This window comes from Streptomyces sp. MK7 (genome assembly GCF_032658145.1).
GTDB classification, from domain to species: domain Bacteria; phylum Actinomycetota; class Actinomycetes; order Streptomycetales; family Streptomycetaceae; genus Streptomyces; species Streptomyces spiralis.
This window is the reverse complement of the sequence record NZ_JAVACL010000046.1, coordinates 1-13,470: the sequence shown is the minus strand read 5'-3', so window position 1 is coordinate 13,470 and position 13,470 is coordinate 1. Positions and strand designations below refer to the sequence as shown.

Genomic DNA, 13,470 nt, shown 5'->3' with positions numbered 1-13,470 from the left:
CTCCACCGTGACTCACGTCACCCGCAGAAGTGTGAACAGAATTGTTGACGATTCTGTTCACTTAGATTTAGCGTCGACAGGCACTCACTCAGGGAGGGCAGATGCCGGAGGAAGCCCGTCCAGGCTCCGGAGAGCAGGCCAAGCAGTATGCGCGGGAGCGGCTCAGGAAGGCGATCCTGCAGGGCGAGATGGCGCCGGCCCAGCGGCTGGTGGAGAACGAGCTCGCCGAGAGCTACGGCGTCACGCGTGCCAGCATGCGCGCCGCACTGCTCGATCTGACCTCAGAGGGGCTGGTCGAGCGGATCCGCAACCGTGGTTCGCGGGTGCGGGTGGTAACGGTGGAAGAGGCCGTGGAGATCACGGAGTGCCGGATGGTGCTCGAAGGGCTGTGCGCGGCCAAGGCGGCGACCGAGGCCACCGACGCGCAGCTCGACGAGCTGACCGACCTGGGCACGGCCATGTCCAAGGCGGTCGCCGACGGAGATCCGGTCACCTACTCCGAGCTCAACCATGACCTCCACGCCCTGATCCGGGACATCTCCGGCCAGCACACGGCCGTCGGTCTCCTGGAGCGGCTCAATGCCCAACTGGTGCGCCACCGCTTCCAGTTGGCGCTGCGGCCGGGCCGTCCGCAGCAGTCCCTGAGTGAGCACCTGGCCGTGATCGAAGCGATCACGGCCAGGGATCCGCAAGCGGCCGAGAAGGCCGTTCGCGCCCACCTCAGCAGCGTGATCGACGCCCTGCGCGTCGACTGAACCCGCTCCTGGGGCGGGTGCACACCTGTCACCAAGGAGATGCAGCATGACCCACGGCAACGGCGCACCCGCCGCCACCCGGCCCCGATCGACGCTCGTCGTCACCGCACACGCCGGTGACTTCGTGTGGCGGGCGGGCGGCGCCATCGCCCTGGCCGCCTCCCGCGGCGAGCAGGTCACGATCGCGTGCCTGACCTTCGGCGAGCGCGGCGAGTCGGCGAAGGCGTGGCGGGAAGGCAAGAAGCTCGACGAGATCAAGGCGATCCGTCGCGAGGAGGCCGAGCGCGCCGCCGCGACGCTCGGCGCCGAGGTCCGCTTCTTCGACGCCGGAGACTACCCGCTGGTCGCCACCCCCGAGCTGACCGACCGGCTCGTCGCCGTCTACCGGGAGACGCAGCCGGACGTCGTGCTCACGCACCCGGTCGAGGACCCGTACAACGGCGACCACCCGGCCGCCAACCGCATGGCGCTGGAGGCCCGCGTCCTCGCCCAGGCCATCGGCTACCCCGGCGGGGGCGGGATCATCGGTGCCCCGCCCGTCTTCTACTTCGAGCCGCACCAGCCCGAGATGAGCGGCTTCAAGCCCGAGGTCCTCCTCGACATCACCGAGGTCTGGGACACCAAGCGCAAGGCCATGGAGTGCCTGGGCGCACAGCAGCACCTGTGGGACTACTACACCGATCTCGCCGTACGCCGAGGGGTGCAGCTCAAGCGAAACGCCGGCCCCAACCTGGGCCTGGCCCACAAGACCATGGCCGAGGCGTACATGCGGCCCTACCCGCAGATCGCGAAGGAGCTCGCCTGATGACCGGCGTGATCGTCACCAACCCGCCCAAGGCCGAGACGAAGGACGTCGAGGCGCTCGCCGGCCACGGAACGGCCACCGTCGGCGAGGCCATGGGCCGCACCGGCTTCCTCGGCCCGCATCTGCGCCCGATCCAGCAAGGTGTCCGTATCGCGGGCACGGCCGTCACGGTGCTCTGCTGGCCCGGCGACAACCTCATGATCCACGCGGCGGTCGAGCAGTGCGGCGAGGGCGACATCCTCGTCGTCACCACCACCTCGCCCTGCGCGGACGGCCTGTTCGGCGAGCTGTTCGCCACAGCCCTCGCCCATCGCGGGGTGCGCGGCGTCGTCATGAACACCGGCATCCGCGACACCGCCGAACTGCGCGCGATGGGCTTCCCCGCCTGGTCCGCCGCCGTCAGCCCGCAGGGCACGGTCAAGGCGACCGCCGGCAGCGTGAACGTACCGATCGTGATCGGCGGCCAGGTGATCCGCCCCGGTGACGTGATCGTCGCCGACGACGACGGCGTGGTGGTCGTCCCGCGCGAGCGCGCCCGCGACACCGCCGAGGCGTCCGAGGCCCGCGAGCGGAAAGAGGCCGGGGCTCGCGCCGCCTTCCTGGAGGGCCAACTCGGCCTGGACCGTTACGGGTTGCGCGAGACGCTCACCCGGCTCGGGGTGACCTACCGGTCGTACGAGGAGGTCGAGTCGTGACCGGCCCCACGGAGGTCCGCTGCATGCTGATGCGCGGCGGCACCTCCAAGGGCGCCTACTTCCTGGCCGACGACCTGCCCACCGAACAGACCATCCGTGACGAGCTGTTGCTGCGGGTCATGGGCAGCCCGGACCCGCGCCAGATCGACGGCCTGGGTGGCGCCCACCCGCTCACGAGCAAGGTCGCCGTGGTGTCCCCGTCGGCCGATCCCAAGGCCGACGTCGACTACCTCTTCCTCCAGGTCGCCGTGGACAAAGTCGAGGTGTCGGACCGCCAGAACTGCGGCAACCTGCTCGCCGGGGTCGGCCCGTTCGCCGTCGAGCGGGGACTCGTACGAGCCGGGAGCGGCGAAACGTCCGTGCGCATCCGCATGGTGAACTCCGGTGACTTCGCCACGGCGACGTTCCCGACTCCGGACGGCCGCGTCGACTACAGCGGCGACACTCAAATCTCCGGGGTCCCCGGGAGTGCCGCCGCCGTGGTCATAGAGTTCCCACCCGGCAAGGCAGAGCTGCTGCCCACGGGGAACGTGCGCGACACGGTCGCCGGCATCGAGGTCACGTGCGTCGACAACGGCATGCCGACCGTCCTGATCCCGGCCGAGGCCCTCAAGGTCACCGGTCAGGAGGACCCGAAGGACCTGGAGAGCAACCGGGAACTGACCGCCCGACTCCACGAAATACGGCTGGCAGCCGGGCACCTGATGGGTCTCGGCGACGTCACCGACACCACCGTCCCCAAGCTCACCCTGCTCTCTCCGCCCCGCCACGGCGGCGCCGTCACCACCCGCACCTTCATCCCGGCCCGCGTCCACACCTCCATCGGCGTCCTGGGCGCCGCGAGCGTGGCGGCCGGGCTGCGGATCGAGGGAAGCGTCGCGCACGGCATCGCGGCCCTCCTCGAAGGGGGCGACCGGCTCCGCATCGAGCATCCCAGCGGATTCACTGACATCGAGAGCAGCATCGATCGCGCCCCCGACGGCGGCCTGCGGGCCCGTCGCACCGCCGTCGTCCGCACCGCCCGCAAGATCTTCGACGGCACCGTCTTCCCCGTACCACCAGCAGGAGGTCGCTCATGACCTCGCCTCTCGGCGACATCGCCCACACGCAACTGTTCACTCCGGACCTGGACGCCTCCGTCGCCTTCTTCACCGACTTCCTGGGCCTGACCGTCAAGGGACAGGACGGCGACACCGTCTACCTGCGGACCTTCGACGACTACGAGCACCACAGCCTCGTCCTCACCGCCCGCGGTCAGCCGGGCCTCGGCCGCCTCGCCCTGCGCACCTCCAACGAGGAGGCGCTCCGGCGCCGGGTGCAGACCATCGAGGCGGCGGGCGGCGCGGGAAAGTGGGTCGAGGACGAGCCCGGCCTCGGCGAGCTGTACGTCACCACCGACCCGGACGGCCACGAACACGCCCTGTACTGAGTGAGCGAGCACTACCAGGCCCCCGACGCGCGGCCATCGCGCACGCGGACGCCGTACTCGTCGCCGCCACGCCCGAACAGAAGCCCGCTGCCTGGCCGGTGGAGATCCGGCCGGGCTGGCGGGCTGCCTGACGTGCGACACGTCCTGATCCACGTGCTCTGCGAAGTTGCCTGCCCCAGCGGCCGCTTGGACGCGGCGCGCGAACTGATCGACGGCACGACCCGGCTCGGTGGCAACCCCTACGCGGCCGGGCCAGAGGGCTTGGACGGGCGAAGCCCGATGTGATGTCGCAGGACGTCGACTTCACGGCGTCCTCCAGTGTGAGGTGCCTGGGTGGGCCATGATGGGCCCGTGGACTTCGAGCCGTACCGGGGTGAGTTGGTGGCGTACTGCTACCGGATGCTGGGCTCGTTCCACGAGGCCGAGGACCTGGTGCAGGAGACGATGCTGCGCGCCTGGAAGGCTCGCGACCGCTACGACCGCACGCGCGCGTCCGTGCGGACCTGGCTGTACCGGATCGCGACCAACGCATGCCTGACCGCGCTGGAGGGGCGGTCGCGTCGGCCACTGCCGTCCGGGCTGGGCGCGCCGAGTGAGGATCCCGGGGCGCCGCTCACTCCGGCCTTCGACATTCCCTGGCTGCAGCCGTTCCCCGACGCCAGGTTCGATGCAGAGGTACGGACCGACATGCGGCTCGCGCTGGTGGCGGCGATGCAGGTCCTGCCGCCGCGGCAGCGGGCCGTGCTGATGCTTCGCGAGGTACTGGAGTTCAGCGCCGCCGAGGTCGCCGAGCAGCTGGGGACCACCGCCGCGGCCGTCAACAGCGCGCTGCAGCGGGCCCGTGCCGCCCTCGTGGAGGTGGGCGGCGTGGAGGAGGTCACGGAGCCGGACGATGCCGAGGCACGCGCGGTGATTCAGCGGTATGTGCGGGCGTTCGAAGCTGCCGACGTCCCGGCGCTCGTGCAACTGCTCACGGACGACGCGGTCCTGGAGATGCCGCCGGTGCCGCTGTGGTACCGGGGCAGCCGCGACTACGGCCTGTTCATGGACCGCGTGTTCGCGATGCGCGGGACGGGCTGGCGTATGACGTCCCTGACCGCCAACGGGCAGCCCGCGCTCGCCGCGTACGCGCCGGAGCCCGGCGCCAGGCATCGGCTGCACACACTGCAGGTCTTCACGGTCACCGGCGGCCGGATCCGGCGCAACGTCGTGTTCGCCGACCCGCAGGTGTTCCAGGCGTTCGGCCTGCCCCGGCAGATTTCTTCCGACGAGTTTCGCCCGGCGCGATGAGTGGAGCCGATGTCGCCGGTAGGTACCGGCGAGCATCGACCGAAGCCGAAAGGAAACTCGTCGTGAGCGTCATCGTCATTGAGTTCATCACCCTGGACGGGATCGTGTCCGACCCGGACGGCTCCAGTAGAACGCCGACCGGCGGCTGGGCCTTCCGGCACGGCCCCGAGACGGTCGCCGGGGACAAGTTCCGGCTCGGCAGCACGCTCGAGGACGGGGTGATGCTGCTGGGGCGTACGACGTGGCAGTTGTTCTCGCACATCTGGCCCGGACGGGACAACCCGTTCGCCACACGGATGAACGCCGCACCGAAGCTGATCGCCTCCCGGACGCTGACCGACACTTCGGCATGGGCGAACTCGCAGGTCATCGACGGCAGCCTCATCGACGCCGTCAAGCGCGAGGAGCGCGATGTGATCATCACCGGCAGCTTGAGCGTCGTACACACGCTGATGGCCGAGGACCTGATCGATGAATACCGCCTGTTGACCTTCCCCACGATCCTCGGCACCGGCCGACGGCTCTTCCCCGACGACGGGCCGCGCACCGACCTGGAGTGCCTGTCGGCCGAGCGGTCCGGAGCCGCCGTCCTCGTGCAGTACCGGAGGGCGGCACGATGACGGTTCGCTTCCTCGCCCTCTACGGGACGCCGACCGACCCCGAGGCGTTCGACCGGCACTACCGCGAGGTCCACATTCCACTCGGCCGGCGGCTGCCCGGGCTGCGCCGGTACACGGTCGGCCGTGACATCGAGGCCGTGGACTATTGACGGGTCGGGCTTTCGGCCTGCACCTCGCTTCACCAGCACGAGAGGACGACGTCCGTGACGGACGACGGGCAGGACCTGGCCGATACCCAGCGGAGCACTGACAGGACGCCTGCACCGCCCGTCCCGGCATCTACGGAGTCGAGGCGTCTGCCCGGGCAGTCCATGCGGCGGCGGTCTTCCATGCCGCCGACGCCCGGGGCGCGCTCGAATTCGGCGCCGGCCACGGCCGGGACGCGCTGCACCTCGCCCGCGAGGGCTTCACCGCCCAGGCCACCGACTTCTCCGCCACGGTCCTGGAGCGACTGCGTGACGCTGCCCGGCGGCCGGGGGTGGCGGAACGGAGGACCGCCGTCGTGAACGACGTGCGGGACCCGCTGCGACTGCCGGACGCGTCCGTGGACGCGGCCTTCGCGCACATGGTGCTGTGCATGGCTCTGTCCACGAAAGAGATCCACGCACTGGTCGGCGAGGTACACCGCGTGCCGCAGCCCGGCGGCGTCTTCGTCCACACCGTCCGGCACCATGGCGACGCCCTCCCCCGGTTCTCGACTTCGCTCGAACCTGGAGGAACCCCGCCGGCGCCGACACCGCCCGCAGGGACGACATCTTCGAACACGGCGGCTTCGCCGTGCACTTCTTCGACCACACCCTGGTCGACGCCCTCGCCGGCGGCCGGACGCTCGACGAGGTCCACGCCCTCGAGGAGTGCGACCTCCCGCGCCGACTGTGGCGCGTCACCCGCAGCCTGCCCCAGATACCCTCCAGCCGGCCGACTGCCGGACTCCGATGTGGGCCGTCCGGCAGCCGCACCCGGAGGCGCTCTTGGCCCCGGTGACGGTCAGGGCGGGGTCGGCGGACGTCTCGGCCGGGGTGCAGCAGGCGTTCACACCGCAGCAGGTATCGGCGGAATCCGTCACCCCGGAAAGGGTGTCAGCGGCCACCGGTTTGACAGCGCGGACGATGGCGGAGTGCATACCGTCGGCGACGGCGTGCGTCGGGGTGATCTCGACGTCGACGAACCCCGCGGCCTGGAGGCCCTCCCGGTACTCGGCGAAGGACAGCGCGCCCGCGATGCAGCCCACATGGTCACCGCGCTCGCCCCGCTGGGTGGGCGTGAGGGTGTCGTCGGCGACGACGTCGGAGACGCCGATACGGCCGCCTGGCTTCAGCACCCGGAACGTCTCGGCGAACACGGCGGGCTTGTCCGTGGACAGGTTGATCACGCAGTTGGAGATCACGACGTCGATGGTGTTCGCGGGCAGCGGGATGGCCTCGATGGTGCCCTTGAGGAACTCGACGTTCGTCGCGCCGGCCTTCTCGGCGTTGGACAGGGCGAGTTCGAGCATCTCGTCGGTCATGTCCAGTCCGTACGCCTTGCCGGTGGGGCCGACGCGACGGGCGGACAACAGGACGTCGATACCTCCCCCGGAACCGAGGTCCAGAACATGCTCGCTCGCGCGCAGTTCGGCGACGGCGGTGGGGTTGCCGCAGCCGAGGGAGACAGCGACGGCTGCCGCCGGCAGCGCGTCGCGATCGTCAGCGGCGTACAGGGTGGAACCGAAGTTCTCGTCGACCTCGACCGGCTCGGGCCCGCAACAGGCGGCGTCGCCCTCGGCGACTCTCACGGCCGCCGCCGCGTACCGCTGCCGGACGGCTTCCCGCAGGTCGGTGGTGATCTGCTCGCTCATGACTCACTCCCGGATGACGGGCCGCAGCACGGCCCGGAACGACCTGTATTGACGTTCATTGATGCAACCTTGCGCCTTGAATCGAAAAACGTCAACATAGAGGCATGCCGAAACAAGAACTTGAGGTGATCGGGCGGAACGCCGCCTGCTGCCCGGGCCTGTCCGCCGCGCCCCTGGACGAGGGCCAGGCGGCCGACCTGGCGAAGGTCTTCAAGGCCCTGGGCGACCCGGTCCGGCTGCGCCTGATGTCGATGATCGCCTCGCGCGGGGAGGGCGGCGAGGTGTGCGTGTGCGAGCTGACCCCGGCCTTCGATCTGTCCCAGCCGACGATCTCCCACCACCTCAAGCTGCTGCGCCAGGCCGGACTCATCGACTGCGAGCGCCGCGGCACCTGGGTCTACTACTGGGTGCTGCCCGGCGTCCTGGACCGGCTCGCCGCGTTCCTGACCACCGCGCAGCCCGCCGGAGCCGGTGCGTGAGCGCCTCTCTCGCCCGCCGGGTCGCCGCCGAGGCTGTCGGGACCGGGCTGCTGGTGGCGGTGGTGGTCGGCTCCGGCATCCAGGCCACCGAGCTGTCGCACGACGTCGGTGTGCAGCTGCTCGCCAACTCCCTCGCCACGGTCTTCGGCCTGGGCGTGCTCATCCAGCTGCTCGGGCCGGTCTCCGGCGCGCACTTCAACCCGGTCGTCACACTCGCCGCCTGGTTCACCGGCCGTCGTGATCCGGCCGGCCTGGCCCTGCGGGACGTCGCGTCGTACGTACCCGCCCAGATCACGGGCGCGATCGGCGGGGCGGCCCTGGCCGACGCGATGTTCGCCAAGCCGCTGGTCAAGCTCTCCACCAACGACCGGTTGGCCGGTCACCTGCTGCTGGGCGAGGTCGTCGCGACGGCCGGGCTGATCCTGGTGGTCTTCGGCCTCAGCCGGATCGGCCGCGCCGCGCTCGCCCCCGCAGCGGTGGCCTCCTACATCGGGGCCGCGTACTGGTTCACCTCCTCCACGTCCTTTGCGAACCCGGCGGTGACCATCGGCCGGACGTTCACCGACACCTTCGCCGGCATCGCCCCTGCCTCCGTCGCCCCGTTCGTCGCGGCCCAGTTGCTTGGAGCCGTGCTCGGGCTGGGGGCCGTCGCTGTGGTCTACGGCCGCCCTGCTCCCGTCCCGGATGAGGTCGTCGTCCCGCACGGCGAGCCGGAACCCGCCGCCTCCTGACCGAGCCGTTCTCCCGAGAAAGCCCCCGTTCATGAGCTCTTCCGCCACGCCGCGCCCGTCGGTGCTCTTCGTCTGCGTCCACAACGCCGGCCGCTCCCAGATGGCCGCCGCCTTCCTCACCCACCTCGCGGGGGACCGCATCGAGGTCCGCTCCGCCGGCTCGGCTCCCGCGGACAGCGTCAACGCGGCCGTGGTCGAAGCGATGAGCGAGGTCGGCATCGACATCTCCACCGAGACCCCGAAGATCCTCACAGTGGAGGCCGTCCAGGCATCCGACGTCGTCATCACCATGGGGTGCGGCGACACCTGCCCCGTCTTCCCCGGCAAGCGGTACCTCGACTGGCAGCTCGACGACCCGGCCGGCCAGGGTGTTGAGGCCGTACGCCCCATCCGCGACGCCATCGAGGCCCGCGTCCGGGTGCTGATCTCGGAAGTGACGCCCGGCTGACGGCCCGATCACTCGCACTGGTTCAAGGCTCTGGTCAGCTGCCGACCGGCTGCCCGGGCAGCCTCCGGTTCGGCTTCGCGCTCCTCCAGGGACACCTTCAGATCGACTGTCTGCTGCGCTACCGGGCCGGCGGAGCGATGCGGACGCGCGATGAAGCGGGCGCACAGTCCTCTGCGGTGACGCGAGGCAGGCCGGCGACCGTCGCCTCCCGCAATGCCCTGGTGGTCACTCCACGCGCTCCGCGCAACGTCGGAGGGAACAGACAATCCCGCAGAAGCCCCCAAAGGCGTTGGCCTTTGCAAGGGCGAAAGCTACGACCTGGTTGGTCGCGAAGAGTTCCCGCATCGGATGCCGCGCGTCGGCCGTAAGACGCAGCCGTCACCGCGTCCTTGCTTCGGGTGCTCGAGAGAGGAACCCGAGTACAACGGTACCCACGACAGAAACTGAATCCCACCTACTCAAAAGCCCCGCCGGGCCGCACCTGCGGGGCCTCTCGTCGCACACCGCTCTCACACGCCTACCACCAACTGCGTCGACTGCCCCGGACCAGAATGCCCTGACCCGCCATTACGCGCTCATCTTGGACTGGCCTGGACGCCCACGGACGGTCTCTACAACCTGTGCCATGTGGGGAGTGTCAGCCTCGTGCGCTCCAGCCGAGGGGCGCCTTGCGGTTCCAGGTGTCCGCCAGTGTCAACCCGGTCGGCTGGAAGCTCCGGTCCGCAACTCGCTCACGCCTGGGGGACACGCTACTCGGCCGATGGCAAGACCATCTGGACCGAGCAGGCACTCACGCCGGTGTGACCGGGATGCCCGGAACTGCGAGCGGCCCGGTCAGCGCATGGTGTCGGGTGCCGCTGCGGTGCCGCTTCGCCGGCCGCTGAGCACCGTGGCGATCGGGATGGACGCGGCCAGACCGCTGAGGAGAAGTGCGGCGAGGGCGCCGAGGATGGCGGGCTGGTCGCCGAAGGCGATGCCGATCGCTGCCAGGGCCGGACCCGCATTGCGTACCGCGGCGACGCCGCCCATGGTGGTGCGGCGCTCGGGCGGGCCTGTGGCCAGGAGTGTCCCGACGGCGAAGGCGACGGCCGCGAGCACAAAGCCCGCGAGGAGGGTGAGCGAGCCGAGGAGTGCGACGACATCACGCCAGTTCCCGACCAGCATGCCCGCCAGCACGATCAGGAACGTCACGTTCGACACCGCGACCGCCGTGGGGTGCCATGCCCGCGCGGTGGGCGTGGCGTAACGACGCAGCAAGAGGCCGACGGCGAACGGCACGAGCTGCAGGAGCGCCACGGTCCGCACCAGCACCCCGACGTCGAGTGAGACCCCCTTGCCGATGTCGGCCGCGGCGAGGATGCCGTTGACGGTCGGGGCGAAGGTGAGGCTTCCGACGGCGGCGAGCAGCACCTGCATCGCCGCGCCCGCGACGACATCGCCCTTCTGCACCATGGCCAGCTTCGCCCCGAAGGGCCCACCCGGGGACGAGGCGACCAGGACGAGTGCGACGAAGGCTGCCGAGGGGAGGCCGAACAGCGCGCCGATGCCCCAGCCGAGCAGCGGGATGACCACCAAGTTGGCGAGCAGTGCGAGCGACAGCAGCGGGACGCGGATGAAGAGGGACCGCAGTGCCGCGACGGTGGCCCCGAGGCCGGCGGCGAACATGGTCGCCGCGATGAAGATCACGGTGACGGCGTTGAGCAGCATGTGCAGCGTGTCCATGAGGCAGTCTCCTTCAGCCGGCCCGACGCTGAGGGCTGTGCCACGGCGCGCCGCGCCGCCTGTCAGTTCTGGAGATCCCCGAGCCAGCGTAGGGCGCTCAAACCCGGCAGGGAGCAGTACTCGCCGCCGCGGGTGACGACGAACCGCGGCAGCGGGGCAAGGCGCCGTCGCAACGGCCGCCGGGGAATGGTGAAGCGTTCGCCGCCGTCGTGGCATCCGGTGATGGGGTCTTTGGCGTCGTTCGCGCCGGAGAAGACGCCGTCGTTCATCCATTGCGACTGGACGAACTCGAACTGCCGCCCGAGGTGAGCTCCGATGAACGCGAACATCAGCCGGCGGTCGGCCCCGTCGTCCTCCATGACCCCCTCGGGCAGCGGCGGGCCGTAGACCGCGCCGCGTCTGATCATGCGGTGGAGCCGAACCTCTCCCGCCACCGAGGCGTCCCGGGGGTTGGCCCGGCGGATGTGGCAGCCGCCGGGCGTGATGAACCCCGCCGGGTCGTCCTGCTCGTACAGGAAGGTGTTGCGGCGGTCCGGGTCGGCGCCGAGAGCGGGGTCGTCGTGCTGCGGGCTGAGCGCCAGGGGGGCTCCGTTGCGCCAGCGCCCCATGATCTTGGCCGCGAGCAGTTCCTCGTCCTCGGGGCCGGTGGCGCTGTCCCGCAGGTAACGCCGGAACGCGGCGACGTCCTGGTGGAGTTTGCGGCAGACCGCGTAGCTGCCGTTGCGTCCCAGCACCTCCGGCTGCGGGGTCTGCACACCGCCGATCTCGTCCCGGTAGCCGAGCACGAACTCCGCGGCCTTCAGCGGCGCCTCCAGTTTGTTCGACCCGGCGATCCCGCTTCCCTCGACGGCCGGATGGCTGACGCCGTCGCGATAGCCGAAGTGCTCGGTCTCGGTGGGCAGCGCGTAGCAGTCCTGCCGCCGGACGGCGGTCAGGTGCAACTTCAAGGGCGCGAGAAGGTGGGGGTCTTCCTCCAGAGCCTTGGCCAGGGAAAGGCCGTATTCCCGCATGGCGTCGGCGCGGCCGGGCTTGACGTTCGCCACGATCGTGAAACAGCACCCGGCCTCCACGAGCGGTCGTTCACGACCGGGGGGAGCGAACGGCGCGCCCGACTCGACCCGAGGGATGCGGCCCCCGACACAAGGGCATGCCCCGTGCCAGGGGGTCGGTCGGCGAGGGCTCAAACAGTGTTGGCGAGTCTGCGGTAGCAGATGCGGGTGCGGGAGGCGACGTTGGTCGCACCCGCTCAGCCGGCCGAAGTGTTCTGTGTCGCCTCGCGTGCTTCGGTGAGGGCTCGCTGCCTGAGGTTGCCGCCGAACAACTGAATCGTGGTGGCGGCGAGGATGTCGTCCCTGCCGATGGTCCGCCTGTCCACCCTGCGGGTGGACAGGCTCCGAAGGGAATCCTTGTGGAACGGTGAGGACGGTTCGCCCGGCATCACCAGGGTGACCGTACCGAAACGTTCGACCCCGCCCTCGCGGACGACCATGGCCGCGTCCCGGGCGAGGTCCGTCAGGAACACGCTCGCGATTCCGTCCAGGTCGCGGACCATCGCTGGGACGGCCGTCGCCCCCTGGCTCCGCAGCAGCTTCTTCACCCCAGCCTCGAACCTGTGGGCGCCGACCACAGCGCTCGGTTTGCGCGACCTGCTGCGCTTACGAGAAGGCACGATGACGCCCTCGGCGTCGTACAGGACACCGGTCAGGCCTTGAAACGTCGGGCTGTGGTCGTACCAGTTGTTCCCCACCTCGAGCTCGACGTTACGGTCTATCGCCGTAAGAAGGTCACCGGGAATCAGCTTCTTCCGGGCCTCCTCCGCCGCCGCTCTCCTCGCGCCGTCGATGATCTCCGTCAGCACTGTCCGCGTCACCGACGCGGCGGCCCACGCGGCCGACCGAGAGACCTGCATCGAGGTCACGTCCCTGAACACCGCTTTGACGAGAGAAGGCTTGAACGGCGAGACATCCATGACCGAGGCGGTCTCGGGACCGCTGCGCTCGGGGCGTGCGGGCTGTGTGGTCATCGGAAGAAACACTCCCTGCTTTCGGAGTTGTCAGAGGCCCACACTTCACCACGCAGACCCGCTCTCTTCCCCCATCCTCCGTCGAAGCGGCACCCGGTCAAGGGCCTGACGGGCACATCCCGACGGCCGGGCCGATGATCAGCCACCTCCCGCACGCCCTCGTACCGCGGCACCTGCGTCCCCCAACCCGAACAGGGGCACCACTGCCGCAACGTCAAATCGTGCGCGCGAGCTTCCTTCGACGGTTTGGGGGCCGCCTCCTGACAGCGCTCCGAAGGCCCAACGGCCTGTCGAGGGGCGAGTCCCGTTCGCTGAGGCAAAGCAATTCCGGGAGCCGGAGCGAACGACGGGCCGTGAGGTCGGCCGGACCTCGTAATGCCCCACGCCCTTGCCGCCGGTGCTCCGGAGCGGGGAGCCGGGGTACGTCGGTGCCCGTGCCGGACGCCGCACCGCGTCATAGCGTGCACGCCGAGCGAGGTGGCGCATGCCGCGGTGAAGTCGGCACCGTCCGGGAGTCCGACGCGCCACAGGGTCATCGGCCGTTCGGTTCCAGGGAGGTTCGTCGATGCTTCAGGCTGCCTCGGCCTGGGTCTCGACGTCCTCGATGCCGGTGGGCCGGCCGGCCCGGTTCCAGCG

13 protein-coding genes and 3 pseudogenes are annotated in these 13,470 nt (G+C 70.3%); 12 read left to right on the top strand and 4 right to left on the bottom strand.

Going from position 1 to position 13,470, the window contains the following annotated elements; genetic code table 11:
* Window positions 1-101: 101 nt before the first annotated feature.
* From R2S09_RS33110 to R2S09_RS33065, 9 genes and pseudogenes are all read left to right on the top strand, one after another.
* Window positions 102-755 carry a GntR family transcriptional regulator gene (locus R2S09_RS33110; RefSeq protein WP_316745008.1) on the top strand — a complete coding sequence of 218 codons (654 nt, stop codon included), beginning with the start codon at window positions 102-104 and terminating at the stop codon, window positions 753-755.
* Between the two features lie 46 nt (window positions 756-801).
* Window positions 802-1,560, top strand: a complete 759-nt coding sequence (locus tag R2S09_RS33105; protein WP_316745007.1) for a PIG-L deacetylase family protein — start codon at window positions 802-804, stop codon at window positions 1,558-1,560.
* Complete coding sequence (locus tag R2S09_RS33100) at window positions 1,560-2,255, top strand: 4-carboxy-4-hydroxy-2-oxoadipate aldolase/oxaloacetate decarboxylase (RefSeq protein ID WP_316745006.1); 696 nt, start codon at window positions 1,560-1,562, stop codon at window positions 2,253-2,255. Before R2S09_RS33105 ends, R2S09_RS33100 begins: the two co-directional genes overlap by 1 nt.
* Window positions 2,252-3,334: a 4-oxalomesaconate tautomerase gene (locus tag R2S09_RS33095; protein WP_316745005.1), complete on the top strand. Its 1,083-nt coding sequence runs from the start codon at window positions 2,252-2,254 to the stop codon at window positions 3,332-3,334. Before R2S09_RS33100 ends, R2S09_RS33095 begins: the two co-directional genes overlap by 4 nt.
* Window positions 3,331-3,756, top strand: a pseudogene (locus R2S09_RS33090) (VOC family protein); the annotation flags it as partial. The gene R2S09_RS33095 and the pseudogene R2S09_RS33090, both read left to right, overlap by 4 nt.
* Window positions 3,757-4,035: 279 nt before the next feature.
* Window positions 4,036-4,974 (top strand): sigma-70 family RNA polymerase sigma factor, encoded by a 939-nt coding sequence (locus tag R2S09_RS33080; protein ID WP_316745003.1) that lies wholly within the window; start codon window positions 4,036-4,038, stop codon window positions 4,972-4,974.
* 62 nt (window positions 4,975-5,036) lie between these two features.
* A complete protein-coding gene (locus R2S09_RS33075) occupies window positions 5,037-5,594 on the top strand; it encodes a dihydrofolate reductase family protein (protein ID WP_316745002.1) in 558 nt (185 codons plus the stop codon).
* Entirely contained in the window at window positions 5,591-5,743 is a 153-nt protein-coding gene (locus R2S09_RS33070) for an EthD family reductase (protein WP_316745001.1), read from the top strand. Before R2S09_RS33075 ends, R2S09_RS33070 begins: the two co-directional genes overlap by 4 nt.
* A gap of 128 nt (window positions 5,744-5,871) precedes the next feature.
* A pseudogene (locus tag R2S09_RS33065) lies at window positions 5,872-6,195 on the top strand (class I SAM-dependent methyltransferase); the annotation flags it as partial.
* Between the two features lie 480 nt (window positions 6,196-6,675).
* Here R2S09_RS33065 and arsM read toward each other — a convergent pair.
* Window positions 6,676-7,431, bottom strand: a pseudogene (gene arsM, locus R2S09_RS33060) (arsenite methyltransferase); the annotation flags it as partial.
* A 104-nt stretch (window positions 7,432-7,535) separates the two neighbouring features.
* On the opposite strand from arsM, the gene R2S09_RS33055 reads away from it, so the two are divergent.
* From R2S09_RS33055 to R2S09_RS33045, 3 genes are read left to right on the top strand one after another with little or no spacing between them, the layout of a single operon-like run.
* Complete coding sequence (locus R2S09_RS33055) at window positions 7,536-7,910, top strand: metalloregulator ArsR/SmtB family transcription factor (protein ID WP_316745000.1); 375 nt, start codon at window positions 7,536-7,538, stop codon at window positions 7,908-7,910.
* Window positions 7,907-8,641, top strand: coding sequence for an MIP/aquaporin family protein (locus R2S09_RS33050; RefSeq protein WP_316744999.1), 735 nt, complete (start codon window positions 7,907-7,909; stop codon window positions 8,639-8,641). The genes R2S09_RS33055 and R2S09_RS33050 overlap by 4 nt, the downstream gene beginning before the upstream one ends.
* A 31-nt stretch (window positions 8,642-8,672) precedes the next feature.
* Window positions 8,673-9,089: an arsenate reductase ArsC gene (locus tag R2S09_RS33045; RefSeq protein WP_316744997.1), complete on the top strand. Its 417-nt coding sequence runs from the start codon at window positions 8,673-8,675 to the stop codon at window positions 9,087-9,089.
* A gap of 834 nt (window positions 9,090-9,923) precedes the next feature.
* On the opposite strand, the gene R2S09_RS33040 is transcribed toward R2S09_RS33045, so the two are convergent.
* The 3 genes from R2S09_RS33040 to R2S09_RS33030 form a co-directional block, all read right to left on the bottom strand.
* Window positions 9,924-10,811 (bottom strand): hypothetical protein, encoded by an 888-nt coding sequence (locus tag R2S09_RS33040; RefSeq protein WP_316744995.1) that lies wholly within the window; start codon window positions 10,809-10,811, stop codon window positions 9,924-9,926.
* Between the two features lie 62 nt (window positions 10,812-10,873).
* Complete coding sequence (locus R2S09_RS33035; protein ID WP_316744993.1) at window positions 10,874-11,854, bottom strand: peroxidase; 981 nt, start codon at window positions 11,852-11,854, stop codon at window positions 10,874-10,876.
* A gap of 203 nt (window positions 11,855-12,057) precedes the next feature.
* On the bottom strand, window positions 12,058-12,834 hold the full coding sequence (locus R2S09_RS33030; protein ID WP_316744991.1) for a hypothetical protein: 777 nt from the start codon (window positions 12,832-12,834) through the stop codon (window positions 12,058-12,060).
* Window positions 12,835-13,470: the final 636 nt, after the last annotated feature.